Origin of the sequence: Winogradskyella sp. UBA3174 (assembly GCF_002364335.1) — a bacterium.
Taxonomy (GTDB): domain Bacteria; phylum Bacteroidota; class Bacteroidia; order Flavobacteriales; family Flavobacteriaceae; genus Winogradskyella.
Genome location: NZ_DEXW01000077.1, coordinates 68,026 through 90,193 on the forward strand (window position 1 = coordinate 68,026; position 22,168 = coordinate 90,193).

Genomic DNA, 22,168 nt, shown 5'->3' on the forward strand with positions numbered 1-22,168 from the left:
TATTTATTTTAAATTTTATTGACACACTTAAAAAAAGCTCTAAGATGTTATCATCTTAGAGCTTTTTTAATTCACTTATATTTTATATAATCTGTATTGCCTATTTATCATCTAGCCCATATAGTTTAATTAACAATTAATCGCTTAGTAATTTCATTGTATTCATCTTTAATTCTTATAATATAAACTCCGACATCAAGAGCACTTATATTTAATTGTGTATTTACAGTAGGATCGTAATATTGATTTGTTACTGTCTTTGAAAGTACAAGTTTACCTGTTAAGTCATATAATTTTATATCAGATGTCTCAAATGAGCCTTGCATTTTAATATTTACAATATCATTTGCAGGATTTGGATATATTGTAATATTGAAATCTAAATTTTCATCCGAAGGCTCTAAGTTACAATCAAAATCTATTTCTACTCTTACAGAAGCTTCATCAAAATCTACAGCATTAAATACAGTAACATAATAATCTGTGGTCTCTGCAGGCGCTACTTCAATAGATGGTGTAATTTCCCCTGTACTCCATAAATATTCGTCACCTCCAGAGGCCGTTAATACTATGGAATCATCTAAGCATAATAAAACATTCTCACCAGCATAAGCAGTTACAGGTTCATAAACATTTATAGTAATATTCTTATCGTCATAACAATCGTTTATATAACCCCTAACCTCAAAAACTGTAGTCTCAGATGGACTAATAGCAATATTAGGTTGTGTTGCTCCATTATTCCATTCATAATTGTTAGCACCAGAGGCTGATAGTGTAATAAAATCACCGCTTAATATATCTAAACTCTCACCGTTCACAATAACAACGTTAGGGTTTGGGTCTACAAAAACAGTAACAACATCAGAGCTTTGTTCTTCACCCAAAGTAACGGTTACGCTATAATCTGTTGTAGATAATGGACTAACTATAATATTTTGAGACGTTTCTCCAGTACTCCAAAGGTAACTATCACCTTGGTTAGCAGATAATTCTACCTCATAATTATCATTTTCACAAACGCGTTCGTCTTCACCTGCGGAAGCTTCAAAGATTTCATCTACCGTTACTGTAATTTGTTCTTGTACTTCACAACCTCCATTAATACCAAAAACAATATATGTCGTAGTTTGTAATGGGCTCACTATGATAGAATTTGATGTTTCACCTGTACTCCAAAGGTAGGCATTAGCGCCAACTGCAGTTAATGTCGTACTTTCTCCTTCTAAAATTATTACGTCATCACTAACTGTTACTAAAGGTAGTGTATTTACATTCACTATTACACTACTAGTAGTCTCTTCACCGGTATCATTAAAAGCTATAACATTATATAGTGTAGTTTCCGTTGGACTAACCTCTATGGAAGCAGAAGTTTCTCCTGTATTCCATAAAAAATTTGTACCACCAGTAGCAGTTAGAGTAGTCGTTTCCCCTACACATATAGATTGGTCGATACCAGCATTTGCTACCTGTGCGGTATCGAATAAAAAATTCAGTGAAAAATTATCAATTGCAACAACATCTCCTCCTGCTCCATCCGCACTGTAGTATGTAATTGTAAAATTATAGGTACCTTCTTCTACTACATAAGATTCAAAATTTAAACCTACATGGCCATTAGGAAGACCTGCATATATAGTTCCACTTTCTATCCATGTACCCGAAGATGGACCTACCCAATCTACTCTTACACTTTCTACTTCTGTGTTTAAATCGCCTCCTTGAGGTATACTTCTAAAGTTTATTTCATTTCCCTCATCTGTTAAATCTATGTCTGTATCTCCTGTAATACCTTGGATTAATAGATCTGTAGAGGCATTGTAAAACTCATAAGTTCCAAAAAATGTATCGATTACTGTAATACTAGAGCTGGCAGTTAAACTTGCATTATTAGATGTATAAGTGATGTCTACCTGACCTTGACCAATAGCTGTTACTAAACCATTTTCATCTACTGTTGCAATTAAATCACTACTACTTGTCCAAGTACCAGATGAGTCTGTTGTATTGGTAGGGATAAGTGTTGCTGTAAGTTGCGTGTTTTCACTAATTTCTAAAGTAACATCTATTGGACTAACTGAAACCGACTCTAAAGGAATAACAATATTAGTTACCGTAATTTCAGCTGTGTCTATAAAACCTCCACTGTTAGATGTAAATGTTATTGTTGCTAGTCCTTCAGAAACGGAAGTAACTAAACCATTAGTCTCTACAGTCGCTATACTAGAATTGCTAGAAGTCCATGCACCACTTTGGTTTGAAGTATTAACTGGTGTAAAAGCTGTAGACAAGGCTACAGAATCTGGTAGGTTTATCGTAGCTGTATTTGGTGTTATTACAACACTCTCTGCTGGAACATCTGGAATTTGACCATTTGCCGTTTGATTTAAATATTCTTCTAAATCTGTATAACCATCTATATCAGTATCTACTACACCGTTGCTAACTAAATTTCCGTACTCTAATATCTCCCAAAAATCTGGCATTCCATCGTTATCTACATCTGTAAAAGGAGTACCACTTGTGAGTATAGGAAATGTTCCTGAAGTAACAGGTGCCGTTGCTATTTGAGTTTCAACATCATTAATAGCTCTAGCATCTTCACTATCTCTTGTTGGTAATGAAGCACCGACATGGTCTTTAAGACTATCAAATAAGTTTACAGCATTTATCAATACAACACCATCGGCAATAATAGGTGTGTTCTTAGGTGTTGTTACTCTATAAGATGTATTTAATGTATTCTGTACGTCTGAAGAACCTCCGCCAGGCTGTACAACGCTCCATTCTTCATCCCAATCAACAGGTGATGTAATTGAAGTTCTTAGTGGACTAATATTACCCTCTGTAAATATTGAAACAGGATAAGCAGTGCTTACATATAGCATATTTCTTGAAAAGCCAGAATCAATACAAAGATTATTTATATAATTTAGATGTTTAGTGCCTGATTCTTCTATGTTATTAGGAAAGGATGCGTGTAATTTGCCTTCAAATGTTACCGTATTTATAATTTCAAAATAAGTATCTTCTGTTACATAATTGCCTGTTTCGTTTTTAATTAATGGTTGTCTTTGCCCTACACTTGAAAACAAAAGATTATAAAAAGTTAATCTATCAACACCACCCGATGCTATTATTCCTTTATCGTTTCCTCCCCAAGCTGTATCTATAAGAGAATTCTGTATGGTTATATCATAAACATTAGCTTCATTATTTCCATCATAATCATAAATTGCTATATTTTCATCACTAGCCCAACTAAATGAACAATGGTCTATAATAACATTGTGTGCGTTTGTTATTACTAGATTATCTGAATTTTGTTCAGAAACTTCAAATTCAGAACGCCTTAATGTTAAATATCTAATAATTACATCATTTGTCTGTACTTGTAATACGACGTCATTTGGTGTGCCTTCCATACTTAAAGTAATACCATCACCAACACTGTGTTGTCCTGCAATAGTTATAAAAGGATTATTGATCGTAAGTGTGCTTTGAAGGTTTATACGGCCTCCTACGTCAAAAATGACTGTTCTAGGACCACTTGCATCAATAGCAGCACGTAAACTTCCAGCACCAGAGTCATTAAGGTTTGTAACTCTTATAACTTGACCGCCTCGACCTCCAACGGCATATTTACCATAACCTTCAGCTCCAGGAAAAGCTGGTAACTGAGCATAAGAATTAAAAGTTGAGAAAAGGGTAAATAAAAAGGCGATACTAAAAGTAATTTTAGTCATATTCTTTTGGGCTTTCATAAAATAGATATTCTTTCTAAATTAAGTTTAGAACAATTTTAAAAAATAAATTGCAATTAACAAGGTTAAGTACTTAATTATTCGACATAATGTAATTTTTTGTAGGTATTTATTTACTTAAAATTACTTTATCGGTTAAATTATGGTTTATATACGTCTAAATACATTTTTTAGACGTTTAAAAATTAACTTTAACATTCTCAAGAATTTATTTACAAAAACAATAGAGTTTAGACCTTATTATTAATAGTTTGTAGCTCAAAAATTTAGATAGGAATTTATAAAAAACCAATTTAGTATATAGTATAGCTACATTAATTTTTTAACGGTTTTTAAAAAAAAGATAATGGTATTACAATAAAATTGCTTTTTTTTACAAAAAACTAACCAAATGTGCGGTATATACTTAACAAATATTGTTTTTGAAGAAAGTGTAGTAAAAGAAAAACTGGATTCAATTTCGTTTAGAGGACCTGACTATACAGGTATAGAGAAAGTTAATAATCTAACTTTTGGTCATCTTCGTTTATCTATTTTAGATTTAGACCCACGTTCTAATCAACCCATGCAGTATGAAAATCTAACAATAGTTTTTAATGGTGAAATATATAATTATAAGGCTATAAAACAAGAACTTTCAGACTTAGGTCATAATTTCAAAACCGAAAGTGACACCGAAGTACTTTTATTAGGTTACAAACAATGGGGCAAATCTATTCTAGATAAAATTAATGGCATGTTTGCCTTTAGCATATATAATGCTACAACAAATACATTATTTTCTGCTAGAGACCGATTAGGTGTAAAACCATTTTATTATTACTGGAATGACAACGAACTAGAGATTTGCAGTCAAATAAGACCACTGCTAAAGAATAAGAAGATAAACGAAGATGCCATATCTATGTTTTTAGACTGCATGTTTATTCCTAGCCCTTACACAATAGCACAACATATTTATAAGCTACCACCAGGAAACTATATGGAACTAGATTTTAATACTAATGAATTAATAATTCAGGAATATTGGAATTTAAAGGAAGTGAAAATACAAGACATTTCATATGAGGACGCAAAAAAAGAGTTGCATGCATTACTAATTGATGCCGTTAAGATTAGGCTGCAATCCGACGTCCCTATAGGATCCTTTCTATCTGGAGGAATAGATTCTGCTTTGGTATCGAGCATTGCAGCAAAAGTATCACCTACCCAGATTAATACGTTTTCAATTGGTTTTGATGACCCAAAGTTTGATGAAAGTAAAATCGCAGAAAAATATGCCGAAATAATTGATTCCAAACACATTACAGCAATTTGCAGTCCTGATGATATCTTAAAATTAATTCCGAAGCTTACAGAAGTATATGATGAACCCTTTGCAGACAGTTCTGCTTTACCCTCATTATTATTAAACAAAGTAACAAAACAATACGTCACCGTTGCACTTTCTGGTGATGGTGGCGATGAAAGTTTTATAGGGTACCCGTATTTTGATTCTTTAATAAAAAACAAGTCTATTATTGATATTCCTTATCCTATTAGAAAATTTCTATCCAAGCCATTATTTTTAAAACTATTTAGATTAAACTCACATCGTGTAAGAAATGCTTTAACCACTAAAACTAGAAATGACTTTATTGAGAATATTTTTTCTAGGAAAGGGTTGCTCCTAAAAAAGGGAAATCATAGTTGGATGAAGCACTATCAAGGTTACAAAAAATGGTCAAACATTTTCCTTCAGAAAGCTGCTGACCTTAATATAAAACTTTGGCTAGAAAACGACAGTAATGTAAAAGTTGATAGAGCAAGTATGGCTTATTCTGTTGAAGTTAGAAGTCCATTTTTAGATTATAGAGTCATAGAATACGCTAGAACACTACCAATGCATTTTAGGTATGAAAAAGGAAGACAGAAAAAAATATTAAGAGATATATTAAAAGAATATATACCCGAAGAAGTGTTTAATCAACCAAAAAGAGGTTTTGCAGTTCCTATTGGTAATTGGATGAGAAGTGAATTGAAAGAAGAATTTATGACCGCTCTTAACGACGATTTTTTAAATAAAGTCCCAAACTTAAATGTGGAAAAATTTAAAAAAATGTTAGAAGAGCACATGAATAACAAACAAAGTCATACACCAAATATTTGGAAACTATTTGTTTTGAGTAAGTGGTACGAAGAATTTGGATTTAATTAGAACCTAAGAAAACTTAATCCGTTTTTTGTATTATGTATTTAACATCAAAATTCTTGTTTTTACTAGAGCTATATTTGATGTATTCTATAAATTCTGTAAGATTTGGGTTAACTATAGTGATATCTCCTGTAACATTCTTAATACCATTAAGTGTTCCTAGACTCGAGCCTCTTACTGTAAAAAAAGATGATTTAGAATTGTACTTTACATACATATTCTCAAAAGAAAACCCACCAATAGGACCAGATGATTTAAAGTAATCTGGAACTTCAAAATAAATAACACTTAAATCGTCTCGTTGCTTACAAATGTCTATCGCACTAATGTTTTTAAAAGAAGTGTGATATCCTTTACTTGGTTTTCTTGAGTATAATAAACGCCAATTACTTTCGTCTATAACAATGTCGCTAAATGATACATTTCCTTTTACAGGAAACTCAGGATGGGAAGAAATGATGATCTCTGCAGCAGGATATCGATTAGACACATCATGATTCATACTTAAATAGCAGTCTTTAAAATTTATACTTACAGGTTCAGATTTATCTGTTAAGTTGTCTAAACCAATAACAATACCAGAATGATTATTATTTGTGAAAGAGCAATGCTCAAAATTTACGTTAATAATGACATCTGTTTCACTATCTGGCTCTATATCTAAACCCGCTTCTGGTAAAGTACCCTTTGTTTTGGTGAAAATAGAATTTTTAACCCAAACGTTTTTAGCACTTATTACACTTATACCCTGTCTTTTATTATTGGTTGAAATAACACCATCTATTAATATATTTTCAGAAAAACGAGTGTCTTTATAGCCATCTATATAAATACCATCGCCACCAGAACTAGAAATTGTTAGGTTCTTTATTTCCACATTACTGCATCCCATGAGGCTAAGTCCCATGCGCCACTCACCATCTATATATTCACTTTTGTTCATTAATAGCATAGAACCATTACCAATTATTTTAAGGTTTTTACAGTTAATAAATTTTAATAAAGCATCACTGGTATTTACATAAGCGCCTGGTTTTGCTTGCAACACAACATCATTTTCAAAAATAATGGTTTTATTTTGTAAGTTTCTCAACTTTAATGGAGACACAAACCAATTACTACTTTGCTTATCAACTATAATAGTATCATTATTTCTAATAGCTTCATTAAATCCTTTTTTATTATCATTAGTATTAAAACCATATGTTGATAGATTGACACTCTGAGCGTTAAAAAGAAGAGGACATAAAAAAACAATACCAAATAACGTTCTCATTGCTTTTAAAAGTAATAAATCAAACAAAAAAAGTTTTTTCATTGAGCACAAAAATTTGCATTTAATCGCATTTATTGATTTTAGACGTAAAATACTGTTTTTTATCAAAAAAAGAGCCTGATGTAATTTGATTTTTTTGATATTTGTCATTAACCAAATTTACTATAACTATCGAAATTTATGTCCTATGGAATAATAAGAATAATTTAAGCTTTAGTTAATTAAGCCTATTTTTTTAGATTAACTAAGATTTTTAATTCAGAAAGTGTTTTCAATTTAATTGATTTTTTTACTATATACTGTTCTAAACAAATTTTAGTGATTCACCTTAAATGAGAACCAATAATTCCCTCTAGACTATTCTGGAACTACAATAATCGATATTGACGTAAATGAGCAGCAATATAAACTGATGTTATTTTAACATCTGTTAATGAGCTGTTTGTATTATTAAAAATTAAAATGAATAGATGTTTTACTTTTGAAGTAAAATCTATATTCTTGCAATTAGAATGCAATTTTTAAACGAACCAATTATAAATGTCTAGAGTAAAAAAATCATTAAAAAACGCGAAAGTTGGGGTGTTCTTCTTCATTATATCCATTTTCGTTCAGTTTTTCTCTAGAAAATTATTCTTAGATAACCTTGGTGATGAATTTATAGGTTTAGAGACCACTTTGAGAAGTGTTTTGGGATTTCTTAATTTGGCTGAATTAGGAATAGGGACAGCCATTGGCTTTACGCTATACAAACCAATTTTTGACGAGAATCATAAAGAAATTAATAAAATAATAGCACTACTTGGAGTACTGTATAGAAAGATTGGTTACTGTATTATTGGTGTTGCCGTAATAGTATCGCTCTTCTTTCCATTTATATTTGACACATCTGAGACTGGAGAGCTGTCTAACTTTTCGCTATTATTAATTTACTTCGTTTTTTACACACTTCTATTTTCATCGTTGCTAAGTTATTTTGCAAACTTCCATCAAAGTTTACTAGGTGCTGATCAAAAGGGGTATATCATTCAAGGTTACTTCCAAACCATAAATATTATTAGAGTCATATTGCAAGCTATTGTTGCTGTTTATTTTAAAGATTTTTATTTATATATCATACTAGAGCTTATATTTAGTATAATTTATAGTGTTTTTGTTCGAAAAAAAATAAAACAAGAATACCCGTGGTTAATTATTAACTCCTCTGAAAAGGCTAAAATAATTAAGGAATACCCAGATATCATTAAAAAGATAAAGCAAGTCTTTGTGCATAAAATGAGTTCTTTTGTTAAAAATGGCACAGATAACATATTAGTAGCTGCATTAGTCAGCATAGAGAGTGTTGCCTTTTTTGGAAATTACCAACTTATATTCACAAAACTGGGTGGTTTAGTGAAAATGGCTTTTGCAGGTACAGGATCTGCTGTAGGTAATTTAATTGCAGAAGATAATGCTGAAAACATTAAAAAAATCTTTTGGGAATTGATGGCTGTTCAGTTCTTTATTGCTGGATTTTTTAGTCTAATTATGTATTTTACCATGGAACCACTTATCATATTCTGGATAGGCGCAAAATATATATTAGCAAAAACCACTTTAATATTACTGATAGCCAACTTCTTTATTTTTCAAATTGCATCACCTGTAGAACGTTTTAAGAATGCCTACGGACTTTATCAAGATACTTGGGCAGCGGCAGCCGAAGCTATAATAAATCTTACCATTTCATTAATTTTTGGAAGCATTTGGGGAATTGATGGTATTATATTGGGTACGCTGGTTAGCCTAATTCTTATTGTAGTAATTTGGAAACCTTATTTCTTATATAAACATGGATTTAAAAAAAGCGTTTGGATATATTGGAAAGGTATTTTACCAGTAACTATAGTCTTTTCTTTAGCGGCATTGTTAGTTAATTTTACTGCTAATTATGTTACTTATGATAGAGAGACATCCGGTATAATTAATTGGATTTTATACGCTACAATAATTACAGCTATCGTCACAGTAATTTACGGTACACTCTTATTTATCTTTGTAGATGGGTTTAGAGTCTTTGTTTTTAGAATGAGAGATTTATTGACTAAGAAATTATTTAAATAAAAAGTAATTCACTTAAAATTGGAAAACACAAAAAACAAAATAGGATTTGTAATTGGTAAACTTTCTTCTGGTGGTGCAGAACGTGTAATATCTACGCTTAGTAACGAACTTATTGAAAGATTTGATGTCACTATAATTACATTTACTGAGTCAGCACCTTTTTATGCTTTAGATGAAAGAATCAAAGTTATTTCTTGTCAGAATTTAGTAGAACAACCAAGTTCAATTTTTGATTCGCTAAAACTAAATTATATTTTAGTAAAGCGTATTTCTGAAATTACTAAAAAAGAGGGAATCAACATACTTATTGGCTTTATAACATCTGCAAACATACTAACTACGATTGCTGCAAAGCTAAATCGCCTACCATGTATTATAAGTGAACGAAATAATCCATTAGTAGAAGAAGTCCCAAAGTTGTGGGTTTTACTTAGGAGATTTGTTTATCCTTTAGCTAATAGCTTGGTCTTGCAAACCAAAGGGGTGAAAAAGATTTATGAGAAAAAAATAAGACCTCACAAAATTACTATATTGCCAAACCCTATAGCGTCAGAATTATCGCAACTAAGGACTAATCAAACAAAATACAAAAAGATTATTTTAACGGTGGGTAGACTAGATAAAAATAAATGTCACGATGAGTTAATAACAGCTTTTAATACTATTAAGCCAGAAGGATGGAAAGTTAAAATAATTGGTGAAGGTGCTAAGAAACAAGATTTAAAAACGCTCATAGAAAGTTATAATTTAGATCATAAAATTGAAATTATCTCAAAGGTTAAAGACATACATAAATATTATAATGAGGCTTCAATTTTTGTTTTCACCTCTAAAACAGAGGGGTTTCCTAACGCTCTATTAGAAGCTATGCATTATGGATTGCCCTGTATTTCTACAGATTGTAATTTTGGGCCATCAGATTTAATAGACAATGGTGTCAATGGCTTTTTAATTCCGGTTAACGACCAGTCTGAATTAACTGATAAATTATCACATTTAATAAAAGATAAAAAATTACAAAATAAATTTTCAGTAAAAGCTAAAGAAACCACTGAAAACTATATTAGCGACAAAGTTGTCGCGCAATGGGAATCATTAATAAATGCACACATCAAATAACTAATAAACTAAAATTAAATAGATTTAGCTACAATAGTTAACTCAACAAACAAATGAGAATTTTAAAATACATAAGTTTAGCATTGGTTTTATTCAATTTACCTTCATTTGGTCTAATGGCTTTTGGTGGTGGTGTTGGAACAGCACTTAGTTATGGTACAATCTTTATTTTGTTTATTTATTATGCATTAGAAAAAAAGACAACACCAAATTGGTGGATTATTATCATTGCAATCTTATACTTTACTATTTCTAGTCTTCAATTCTATGGTCCGCCAACGGTTTTTATGATAGAGCTTGTTAAGTACTTTCTTTTTGTTATTTGTGGCTACGAAATGACAAAGCATGTTAGTAACACTGAATTATTTGTTTTTCTATTAATAGGGGCATTAAGTGTCGGTATAGAAGCTTTATTATTTACTAGTGATTTCGGTCGTTATGCTGGTTTCTATCTAAATGCAAACGTTGCAGGCTTTATTTGTATTTATGGCTATTCTGTAATATTCGGAATAAAGAATGACACCTTAAAATTATTAGGCCAATTTGTATTTACCTTAATGGGTTTATTGACATTCTCACGAACATTTATAGTTATTTGGTTGTTAATTAATATTATATCATTAAAAGTCAGTATTAAAAATATAAGAATATTTGGTATTGGATTTTTAATCTTTGCAACATTGTTATTCATTGACCAAGTTGTTGGTCTTAATAATCCTCGTTTTGATCAATTAAAGAGCATTGCTAACAATGAAGAGGTTTCTAGCCAAGAAATCAGCGAAGATTCTAGAACAGAAACTTGGGCATTATTTTACGATCAAATCTTTGAAGCACCACTCATAGGCAGTGGTTATGGTACTTTTTCTGGAAAACTAAATGAAATGGGTGTTCACAACACATATTTAATGATAATTGGAGAAGCTGGCATATTACCATTTCTTTTGTTTTTAATGTATATAAGTTATCTCTTTTTTAAGAGCTATACCTTTTTTAAAGAAGCACCATATCTTATTATGATGAATATTTCCCTCTCAGTTTTTTTACTGGCAAATCATAATTTTTTTACATTTTATTACATGACCTTCTCTGCAATGTGGATACAATACGCAATAGCTAAGTTGGATAAGGAAAAGGAAAACCAAATCAATGACAAGAAAATTTTAGAAGTATGATAAGTTCTAAAGAAGATTATATTAAATATCTAAACCAAGATAAAAAAGCACTTGGTGTAAAGTCTAAAAGCTTAGAGGATAAGTTAGTTCGTTATATCTCACCTAATCCTATTTGGACGTTCCAGAAAAGAATGCGAAAACTAGAGTTTTACAATAATTGCAAAAATAAAGGCATCTTTAAACTCTATGTGTTTTACTTAAAATATAGATTTAAGAAAATATCAATAAAATTAGGCTTTTCAATACCAATAAATGTTTTTGGGCCAGGTCTATCTATTGTACATTATGGAACTATAGTTATTAATAGCCGTACTAAGGTTGGCAGTAATTGTAGAATGCATGCTTGTGTAAATATTGGTGCTTCAGGCGGAAAAAAAGAAGCTCCACAAATTGGAGATAATGTATATATTGCACCAGGTGCCAAAATTTATGGAGATATTACAATTGCTAATAATATAGCCATTGGTGCAAATGCTGTTGTTAATAAATCCTTTAATGAAGAACACATAGTCCTGGGAGGTATTCCAGCAAAACCTATTGGTGAGGTTAACATTAAGAAAATAATAAAACATATCTAAACAGATAAATACGTAATGTAATATTGCAATGACGAATTTAAGAAAACAAAAAATAAGGAAAAAATTATCTGATGTCTACAGGAAATCAGATATTGGATATTACCTACTTAGACCTTTTTTTAAAATTTATGTACAGGTGCTAAAGTTAATCCCTGATGAGATTATTGTTAAAAAAAGTTTTAAACAGCATATGGGTTATTCCCTAAATTTAAATAATCCCGAAACATTAAATGAAAAGATTAATTGGCTTAAACTATACAATAGAAAAGAACTACATACAATTGTAGCAGATAAATATAAAGTTAGAGCATACATTGAAAAAAAGATTGGAAATCAATATTTAATACCTCTACTCTATCACACAAAGAATTATCGAGATATTAAACCTGAAAATTTACCTGATACAAAATTTATTATTAAAACAAATCATGATAGTTCAGGTGGTCTCATTGTAAGAGATAAATCCCAAATTAATTGGGGAAAAGCCCGTAATAGATTTAAAAGACTACTTAAGGAAAATCATTATTATAGCACAAGAGAATGGCAGTATAAGAATATTTCACCTATGCTTATAGTTGAAAAGCTTTTGTTACATGAAAATGGTAGTATTCCTGAAGATTATAAATTTCATTGCTTTAATGGAAAATTTGGATTTGTTGGGGTTGATTTAGATCGTGAATCTAATAACCGAACAAGAAATTTATATGATTCTCAATGGAACTTACTTCCATGTAATTGGGGAAGACCTAATGGTAGGAAACTTGAAAAACCAACAAATTATGAAGAAATGATCAGGCTAGCAGAAACAATTGCACAAGATTTCATTTATGTCAGAGTTGATTTCTATTCTATTAGGGGTTGTACATTTTTTGGAGAAATAACATTACATCACTCCTCTGGGCTAAAGGAATTTCTCCAAAAAGAATGCGATTACAAGCTCGGTAAGTTACTAAAATTAGATATAAATAATGAAAAATAAAGTAAAAGTGTTTTTTATAATACCTACGCTTTTTGCGGGAGGTGCAGAAAGAGTAATGTCTTTTGTTTCACAAAACCTAGATAAAGAAAAATTTGACGTAACGTTAATAGTTATTGGTTATGAAAAAGATGGTAAATATGACATATCAGGAATTACAGTTAAGTATTTAAATAAAAAAAGAGTACTTAACTCATTCTTTTCTTTAAATAAACTACTTAGAGAAGAAAAACCAAAGATAGTTGTAAGTGCTATTTCTCACTTAAACATATTTATGGGGTTTATTTCTGTGTTATTTCCAAAAATTAAATTCATAGGAAGACACACAATTGTCACCATAGCAGATGAAAAATTTAAAACAGAAAACAAAAAATCGTTCTTAAAAAATATTGAGTATAAAATTAGAAAGCCATTTAGTTTTGGTTACAAATTATTAGACATTATTATATGTCAATCTACAGATATGTATAATGATATGAAAGATAAATCTAATGTGCCAGAGCATAAGTTAAAAATTATTAATAATCCAATTACAGACAACTTCAAATTAAAATCTAAAAATACTGAAGGAGCAGATGTTATTAAATATATAACTGTGGCAAGGATATCAAAAAACAAAGGACACAAAAGAATAATTATGGCCCTTGCTAAACTAAACTTCCCTTATCAATATACTATCATTGGTGATGGTGCAGAAAAAAATAATTTATTTAATTTAATAGATGAATTAGATCTCCAAGACAAAGTTATTTATATCCCCTTCACTACTGAAGTTTCAAAATACCTTTCCAGCAGTGATGTTTATTTAATGGGTTCTTATTCTGAAGGGCTACCTAATAGTCTAATAGAAAGTTGCTCGGTAGGAACACCTGCAATAGCCTTTAAAGCACCAGGTGGTTTAAATGAAATAATTGAAGAAGGTGTAAATGGATTTTTAGTAAATAGTGAGGCTGAATTTTTAGAAAAACTAAACGGTTCACAAGAATGGGATCCGATAGAGATAAGAGAGTCCGTTTATAAAAAATATAATAAAGATAAAATTATTGATGATTATGAAAGCATGTTTTTAGAAATTTTAAACTAAACTACTTAGTTTAAAAAACAAGCCTTAAAAATCAAAAGCTAGTAAAATGTATTTATTTAAAACTAGCTGGTTCAACAAACACTATTAACAAAGTAAATAAAAGAATAATGAGTCTAAGAAAAACCTTTTCAAACTTTTTTAGAGAAACTGAATTGGGTTATTATTTTATAAAACCCTTTTATTTAGTATATCTCATGGGATTAAAATTAATTCCTGATAAAATTATTGTAAGAAATACTTTTAAAAGACATTTAGGTTACGCTCTCAATTTAGATAATCCTAAAACATTAAATGAAAAATTAAATTGGCTTAAACTATATAACAGAAAGGATCTTCATACTACAATAGCAGATAAATATAAAGTAAGAGCATATGTAGAAAAAAAGATTGGGAATAAATACTTAGTGCCCTTATACTACGAAACAAAAAACACCAATGATTTAAAACCTGAGAACTTACCTGAAGCAAACTTTATTATTAAGACAAACCACGATAGTTCTGGAGGTTTAATTGTTAGAGATAAATCATTAATAGATTGGAAAAAAGAAAGAAAAAGATTTAAAAGAAAATTAAACGAAAATCATTACGTTTCTACAGGAGAATGGCAGTATAAGTATATAAAGCCTAGAATTATAGTAGAAAAACTTTTAATTATGGAGGATGGCAGCATACCCAACGATTATAAATTTCAATTTTTTAATGGGAAATTTGCTTTTGCTTTTGTTGATTTAGATCGTTATTCTGGCGAACGAACTAGAAATTTATATGATTCAAATTGGGATTTAATGTCTTGTGAATGGGGAAGACCAAATGGAGAAAAAATTCCGAAGCCAACCAATTTTGATGAAATGAAAAAAGTTGCTGAAAAATTAGCAGAGGATTTTGTTTGTATTCGAGTTGATTTTTATCTTGTAAAGGGTCAGGTTTATTTTGGTGAATTAACATTACATCATGCCTCTGGGCTTCAAAAATTCTTTCAAAAAGAATGTGACTATAAATTTGGAGAACTATTAAACATTGAAAACCTAAAAGGTATCGATTAAATAATAAATATATTCTACCCAATATGTTTGATATCCGTAAAAATAAAAATTAGTTAAATTAAAATAATAAAACATCTAAAAAAACCTGAATTATAAAACGATCTTGAAAGACTATAAAATTGATAAAAAATAATTCTCAAACATTTTGCCAGCTCTTTTTACATCATAGAATACAATAATTAAAATGTCCTCAAATAAAAAAAAATATATAAGCATATTAAGTATAACTCTAGGAAGTGGTGGTGCCGAAAAGGTTATTAGCCTTCTTTTAAAGGCACTTAAAAACGACTACAATGTTACGTTGGTATTGTTCTATAATGTGATCCACTTCCCTATTCCAGAAGGTGTAAATGTTATCTTTCTTTCTGACAAAGGTCCAGACAGACCCTTTCATTTAAAGATTATAGATTCGTTGAAGTTTATAACTAAGTATAACCGTTTTGTAAAAAGAAATAATATAGATATTTCTATTGCCTTTTTAGCCTTTCCAAATCTAATTAATGGTATCGTTTCTATGCTAAATAAAAAGGTTAAAACTATTATAAGCGAACGCGGATTTCCTTCTGATAATGTGTCAAGCAAACTATCACTTTACATTTCAAAACTATTTTATCCTATTTTTTACAATAGATGTGATAAACTATTTTCAAATTCGACACATATAAATAAAGACTTAAAAAATAATTTTGGAATTAAGATTCCGATGGAAGTTATTTACAATCCTATTGAAATTCCGAAACAAACTATCAATCCTAAAGGATTAAATAGTAATGAAGCCTTAGATATAATAACCGCTGGCACATTAAATATTAGGAAGAATCAAATCATGATTATTAGGGCTTTAAATGAAATTCAGAATAACGATAAGCTAACCATACTAGGTGGTGGTGAACTTCACGACTATTTAACAAATCAAATAGAAGCACTTAATCTTAAAGACCAAGTAAAACTAGGTGGTAAAGTTAAAGATGTAAATGCGCATTTATTTAAAAGTAATTGTTTTGTCTTGTCATCGTTTACAGAGGGGTTTCCAAATGCGCTATTAGAAGCTATGGCTATAGGTTTACCAAGTATTTCTACCAATTGTTTGTCTGGCCCATTAGAATTATTAAATGCCAATGAAGCTGTTAATATTGAAGACGGTGAATTCTTTATTGGCAAATATGGACTTTTAGTAAATAATGACGATCATGTTGGTTTAAGTAAAGCACTCGCCTATTTTAGAAATAACCCAGACGAAAGAGAAAAATATAGTTCACTAAGTTTAAAACGAGCTAAAGAATATCATTTAGATACAATATATCATAAATTTAACCAATTTATAAATAACTAAAAAAAGCCTCAAAAGCATGTGTGGAATTAATGGATTTATAGATTTAACTAGTCCTAACGAACAAAAAGTTACATCTATTCTTAATAAAATGAACGACCTTATATTACATAGAGGTCCAGATGAAGATGGTCTATTTTCAGAACAAAATGACACTTTTTCAATAGGCATGGGAATGAGACGTTTATCTATTATAGATTTATCGTCAGGAAAGCAACCTATATTTTCTGAGGACAAACAAATAGTCATCGTATTCAATGGTGAAATTTATAACTACAAAATATTAAAAGCACAATTAGAAGCAGAGGGCGTAACCTTTAAAACCTCTAGTGATACTGAAGTTATACTAAAAGCTTATGAAAAACATGGTGTAGAATCGTTTCAGTGGTTAGATGGCATGTATGGTTTTAGTATATATGATAAAAAAATTAATAAGCTTTTTATTGCTCGTGATTTTTTTGGTGAAAAGCCATTATATTACACAAAGACTGATAAAGCGTTTATTTGGGCGTCAGAGTTAAAATCTATAATAAAAACTATTGATTTTACTCCTAATATTTCAAAAACAGGATTGAATTTATATTTTAGATTAACTTATATACCTGCTCCTCACACCATTTATGAAAACATACATAAATTAGAAGCAAATCATTATATAACTTATGATTTGGCTTCAGATAAGACTGAGATTCATAAAATAAACCAAGAGCCTGTACCTAAGGTAAAAAATATATCTTTTGAGGATGCTAAAGCTAAAACCAAAGATTTAGTTTATAAAAGTGTGGATAGCAGATCTATAGCAGATGTGGGCTTAGGAACATTCTTATCAGGAGGCGTAGATTCTTCTATTATTTCGCTTTGTTTATCCCAAGCTTCAGATAAAAAAATTGATACCTTTTCTATTGGCTTTAAAAAAGCATCTTACGATGAGACAGATAAATCTAGAGTTGTAGCTGAAATGCTTAATAGTAATCATCACGAATTTATTATTGATGAAGATGATCTCAAAGATAATATTCATGAAATTTTAGTGAACTTTGATGAGCCTTTTTCCGATACAGCTGCCTTACCCACTCACCTACTTTCAAGTAAAACGAGAGAACATGTAACTGTAGCTTTAACGGGAGATGGTGGTGATGAAGTCTTTGGAGGTTATAACAAGTACTACATTGGTAAAATGAATAGTAGATACACAAGTATAGTCCCTAAAGCGCTTCATAAACCAATTTTAGGACTAAGTAATAAGTATCTAGTTAATAAAGATGATAAGCGAGGTAAGAAATTTCAAATCAATAAATTACTTAATGCGATAAGCTATGATGGTAATTTTTATTGGGATATTATTTCATTAGCTAATACTAGTAATCAGTTAGCTGAAATTATGTCTCCAGATTACTATATTGATAATTTATTTCAAGAGTATAAAGACATCTTAAAAAAGCAAAAGATTGAAAGCTTAACAGATTTTAGATCAGTAGACAAAATTTTAAGTTTAGAAGGTGGTATGTTGGCAAAAGTAGATCGAACTAGCATGATGACATCTTTAGAATGTAGAGCTCCATTTTTAAACAAAGACCTTTGGGAATTTACCAACACCTTACCAGAAAACTATTTAATGAAAGGTTGGAACAAAAAGCATATTCTAAAAGAGGCTTTTAGAGATCAATTTCCTGAAGAGTTCTTAGAAAAAAGTAAAAGTGGTTTTGGTTCACCTACCGGAGATTGGTTAAGACAAAGTTTAAGAAAAGAATTAGAAAGTTATATCGAACCAGATTTACTAAAATCTCAAGGTATTTTTAATGTAGATATTATTACCCAATTGGTGAGAGATCATTTAGATAGTAAAAAGGATAGTACTTTTAGAGTATGGTCGTATTATTGTTTCCAAAAATGGTATAAATTTAATTTTCTAAAACAAGGATAATGAAAGAGATTAAGGACAAAAGAATATTAATTGTAGCATCACTATCAGCCTCTTTAATAAACTTTAGAGGTGATTTTATAGCAAGCTTAGTGAAAAATGGTTTTACGGTATATGCTGCAGCTCCAGATCACCCAGAACGCATTAGAGTGAAGCTTGAAGCACTAGGAGCTATCCCATTAGAATTTAGTTTAAATAGAACAGGTTTAAATCCAATAAAAGACCTTAATTCAATTAGTGAATTAAAAACTCTAATAAAGGAGTACAAAATTGACTTAGTTTTTCCTTACACCGTAAAACCTGTTATATATAGCTCAATAGCTGCAAATAAGTGTAAAGTACCTGTTATTTCATTGATAACAGGATTAGGCTTCGCCTTTACTGGTTTAACCTTTAAAGCTAGAGTATTACAAAGATTAAATGAAACACTGTATAAGTTATCTATTCGTAAGAATAAGATTATTATATTTCAGAATAACGATGACTATCAACTCTTTTTAGATCGCAAGATAATTTCTAAAGACAATAAAGTTGCACTTGTTAGTGGCTCTGGTGTTAATCTAAATCAATACAAAACTCGAGTTAAAAAAAACACTTCAGATACTATTAGTTTCTTAATGGTTGCGAGATTAATTAAGGAAAAAGGTATAGCTCTTTATTTAGAAGCTGCCAAAACTTTAAAAGAAAAATACCCAAAAGCTGAGTTTCATGTTATTGGTGCACCAGATAAATCTCCTTCTGCTATTAAATTAGAAGAATTGAATGCATTACACGAAAATGGGACTATTATATATCATGGTAATCAAAGAAATGTACCTGAACATCTTTATAACAGAGATGTTTTTGTATTGCCAACGTATTATAGAGAAGGAATCCCTAGATCTATTCTAGAAGCACTTTCTGTTGGTTTACCCATAATTACAACTAATACTCCAGGTTGTAAGGAAACCATATTAAAAGACAAAAACGGCATACTCATTAAACCAATGAATTTGAATGAGTTAACCAATGCTATGGAATATTTTCTTATTAATAAAGAGAAAATTGAAGAAATGGGAATTAATAGTAGAGCCTATGCTGAGAATCGATTTGATGTTAATATAATTAATAATGATTTAATTAATTTAATTAATGAAACTATATAAAAACATTATAAAACGCTTATTCGACTTTTTAACTGCACTTACAGGTCTCTTAATTATTTCACCTTTATTATTGGTTTTAATTATCATATTAGCAATACAAAATAATGGTAAACCCTTTTTTTACCAAGCACGTACAGGTGAAAACGGTAAAATATTTACTATTATTAAGTTTAAGACAATGACTGATAAGACAGATAAGGATGGTGAGTTATTACCTCCTCAAGATCGTATTACAAAAGCAGGTGATATTTGCAGACGCTACTCTTTAGATGAAATTCCGCAGCTCATTAATATATTAAAAGGTGATATGAGCCTTGTAGGTCCACGCCCATTATTACCTAAATATTTAGAACGCTATACCATAAAACAAACAAGACGACATGAAGTTATACCAGGTATAACTGGCTGGGCTCAGGTTAATGGAAGGAATGCTATTTCTTGGGAACAAAAATTTGAATTAGACGTTTATTATGTTAATAATCAGTCGTTTTTATTAGATATAAAAATTATTTTAAAAACCATAGATAAGGTCGTAAATAGAAAAGATGTTAACAGCTCAAACGATGCTCAAATGGAGGAGTTTATGGGATCTAGTAATTAATTAAGGATGTTATATAATATTTAACTCGTTGTAGCTAAGAATAAAATGTTTGGGTTGATGAGCTTCACTCATGTACTGATTCGCTTGATAATGAATATTTTTACCGTTATCTATTAAACCTATTGATTTCCAACCTAATCTATTAGGCGACACAAAATCTTTTTTCAAATTATCTGCGATGTACCAATATTCAGTTCCTTTTATAGCAGATTCTATGGCTTTATAATTTGCTTCATCTGGTTTTTCAGTTCCTAAGTCTTCTGATATTATTATTTTATCAAATAAATCAAAAACCCCTAAAGCTTTTAATTTTGCAATTTGCGTTTTAGTTCTACCATCAGTTATTATACCTAGTTTTCCATTTTTAGATATAATGTTATTTATAATATTAAGTATGCCATCAAACAAATTAATATTTGGTAGGTGATAACGATACATATCAACAAGAGTCTTTTGCTCAACTCCATATTTTGAAACTAGTACCTCAAACACATTCTCTTTACATCGGTATAAAGACAGCATCGAACTATACAATTGTTTCCAATCTTTTTGGTCAAGCTGTTGCGCTATATGCTGATAGGCTGATTTTAAGTAATCTAATTCGTTGTAAAGCGTATCATCCAAATCAAAGACAATAACAGTGTCTTGACTAATCTTTATATCCATGCACTAAAATTTCGTCATCATATCTAATCATTAATAAGTCACTCTCCCATGTATCAAACTTATCATCAATACTTTTATTTAATAAGTATTCTTCTATAATCCATTTCGGGAAATTAGCACCAGATAAATAAGATAAAGGATACCCTCCACCAAACCTTGGATTTATTTCTATAGCACAAATTTTAGAATCATCATACTTACTTAGAAAAAACTGAGCCGTAATACAACCTACTGCACCATCAATTTGATTGAGGTGTTTTTTTATATAATTAACTAAGGTATTATTTTTTGTTAATGCTTTATAAACTTCCCCATCTCTAACCTCTAACCGTTTTCTTGGGACAACACATCTTAACTGATGATCTCTAGAATAGTAGAGGTCGCAAGTAAACTCATCAAACTCATCGTGATCTATATACTCTAAAAACATAAATTTTTCATTACTAAAATGATAGCTGGTTAAATCGCTTTCACTGTTTATTAAGTAAGTATCTACACTTCTACTACCATCGTAAGGCTTAATAAACATTGGTAATTCGTAATTGTCTTTTCTATATTCTTTAGCGATTCTGACCCCTTTTAATTCAAAAAATTCATGAATAACTCTTTTATTACGGCATTTTCTAATAAAGTCTGAAGAAGAAATAACGACTCTTATGCCTTTTGACTCTAAATAAGCCATATTTTCTGATAATAGCAAAAGTTCAGTATCTATAGTTGGTATAATAAGCTTTATACCATTTTCGAGACATATAGAAATAAGCTTATCTAAATAATTAACTTGATCTAGTCTAGGAACTTTAAAATAATCGTCAGCAACATGGCAAGCTGCAGAAAGTTTTGGGTTAAAATCTGCCGCGTATACTTTTCCTACAGAATTAATCTTAGTTAATTCTTTTTTAAATGCTCTGACGAGTGATACTCTTCTTCCGGCAGAAGTTATTAGGATGTTCATTTACCAGTTTGTATTAAAAAAAATAATTAAAGATAAAGATACTGTAGATTTAGTGATTGCAGTAAACTTAATCGTCATAAAACAAAATAATTAGTTCTATGAAACAAATTATTTTACAGTAGCTCAACCCATAACAAATGTATTGCAAATAAGATGCTTAGCTAAATAAATCTTGTATCTAGTTAACAACGTAAATATCTGCTTTTAATCGTTTTATTTTGGGTTGTTACATTTTATT

Annotated in this window: 16 protein-coding genes; 12 read left to right on the top strand and 4 right to left on the bottom strand. The window is 30.0% G+C overall.

The annotated features are described in order from the left end of the window. Positions 1–125: 125 nt before the first annotated feature. Positions 126–3,749, bottom strand: a complete 3,624-nt coding sequence (locus B2U95_RS14795; RefSeq protein WP_296317490.1) for an Ig-like domain-containing protein — start codon at positions 3,747–3,749, stop codon at positions 126–128. Positions 3,750–4,158: 409 nt separating this feature from the next. On the opposite strand from B2U95_RS14795, the gene asnB (B2U95_RS14800) reads away from it, so the two are divergent. Beyond that, positions 4,159–5,964 (top strand): asparagine synthase (glutamine-hydrolyzing), encoded by a 1,806-nt coding sequence (gene asnB, locus B2U95_RS14800; protein WP_296317492.1) that lies wholly within the window; start codon positions 4,159–4,161, stop codon positions 5,962–5,964. Positions 5,965–5,977: 13 nt separating this feature from the next. On the opposite strand, the gene B2U95_RS14805 is transcribed toward asnB (B2U95_RS14800), so the two are convergent. After that, positions 5,978–7,279, bottom strand: coding sequence for a right-handed parallel beta-helix repeat-containing protein (locus B2U95_RS14805; RefSeq protein WP_296317494.1), 1,302 nt, complete (start codon positions 7,277–7,279; stop codon positions 5,978–5,980). Positions 7,280–7,777: 498 nt separating this feature from the next. On the opposite strand from B2U95_RS14805, the gene B2U95_RS14810 reads away from it, so the two are divergent. From B2U95_RS14810 to B2U95_RS14860, 11 genes are all read left to right on the top strand, one after another. Continuing rightward, positions 7,778–9,340 carry a lipopolysaccharide biosynthesis protein gene (locus tag B2U95_RS14810; RefSeq protein ID WP_296317496.1) on the top strand — a complete coding sequence of 521 codons (1,563 nt, stop codon included), beginning with the start codon at positions 7,778–7,780 and terminating at the stop codon, positions 9,338–9,340. 18 nt (positions 9,341–9,358) lie between these two features. Continuing rightward, positions 9,359–10,459, top strand: a complete 1,101-nt coding sequence (locus tag B2U95_RS14815) for a glycosyltransferase family 4 protein (protein WP_296317498.1) — start codon at positions 9,359–9,361, stop codon at positions 10,457–10,459. A gap of 53 nt (positions 10,460–10,512) precedes the next feature. Then, positions 10,513–11,631 carry an O-antigen ligase family protein gene (locus B2U95_RS14820; RefSeq protein ID WP_296317500.1) on the top strand — a complete coding sequence of 373 codons (1,119 nt, stop codon included), beginning with the start codon at positions 10,513–10,515 and terminating at the stop codon, positions 11,629–11,631. Further along, positions 11,628–12,209 (top strand): serine O-acetyltransferase, encoded by a 582-nt coding sequence (locus tag B2U95_RS14825; RefSeq protein WP_296317503.1) that lies wholly within the window; start codon positions 11,628–11,630, stop codon positions 12,207–12,209. Before B2U95_RS14820 ends, B2U95_RS14825 begins: the two co-directional genes overlap by 4 nt. A 28-nt stretch (positions 12,210–12,237) precedes the next feature. Further along, entirely contained in the window at positions 12,238–13,188 is a 951-nt protein-coding gene (locus B2U95_RS14830) for an ATP-grasp fold amidoligase family protein (protein ID WP_296317505.1), read from the top strand. Continuing rightward, a complete protein-coding gene (locus B2U95_RS14835; protein WP_296317507.1) occupies positions 13,178–14,269 on the top strand; it encodes a glycosyltransferase in 1,092 nt (363 codons plus the stop codon). Before B2U95_RS14830 ends, B2U95_RS14835 begins: the two co-directional genes overlap by 11 nt. A 107-nt stretch (positions 14,270–14,376) precedes the next feature. Next, positions 14,377–15,312, top strand: a complete 936-nt coding sequence (locus B2U95_RS14840) for an ATP-grasp fold amidoligase family protein (protein ID WP_296317509.1) — start codon at positions 14,377–14,379, stop codon at positions 15,310–15,312. A 184-nt stretch (positions 15,313–15,496) separates the two neighbouring features. Continuing rightward, complete coding sequence (locus tag B2U95_RS14845; protein WP_296317511.1) at positions 15,497–16,645, top strand: glycosyltransferase; 1,149 nt, start codon at positions 15,497–15,499, stop codon at positions 16,643–16,645. A 16-nt stretch (positions 16,646–16,661) separates the two neighbouring features. Next, a complete protein-coding gene (gene asnB, locus B2U95_RS14850) occupies positions 16,662–18,566 on the top strand; it encodes an asparagine synthase (glutamine-hydrolyzing) (protein ID WP_296317513.1) in 1,905 nt (634 codons plus the stop codon). Next, complete coding sequence (locus tag B2U95_RS14855) at positions 18,566–19,708, top strand: glycosyltransferase family 4 protein (RefSeq protein ID WP_296317514.1); 1,143 nt, start codon at positions 18,566–18,568, stop codon at positions 19,706–19,708. Before asnB (B2U95_RS14850) ends, B2U95_RS14855 begins: the two co-directional genes overlap by 1 nt. Continuing rightward, positions 19,695–20,309, top strand: a complete 615-nt coding sequence (locus tag B2U95_RS14860; protein WP_296317516.1) for a sugar transferase — start codon at positions 19,695–19,697, stop codon at positions 20,307–20,309. Before B2U95_RS14855 ends, B2U95_RS14860 begins: the two co-directional genes overlap by 14 nt. A 9-nt stretch (positions 20,310–20,318) precedes the next feature. On the opposite strand, the gene B2U95_RS14865 is transcribed toward B2U95_RS14860, so the two are convergent. Continuing rightward, positions 20,319–20,975, bottom strand: coding sequence for an HAD family hydrolase (locus B2U95_RS14865; RefSeq protein WP_296317518.1), 657 nt, complete (start codon positions 20,973–20,975; stop codon positions 20,319–20,321). After that, entirely contained in the window at positions 20,959–21,930 is a 972-nt protein-coding gene (locus B2U95_RS14870; RefSeq protein WP_296317519.1) for an ATP-grasp domain-containing protein, read from the bottom strand. The genes B2U95_RS14865 and B2U95_RS14870 overlap by 17 nt, the downstream gene beginning before the upstream one ends. Positions 21,931–22,168 lie beyond the last annotated feature (238 nt).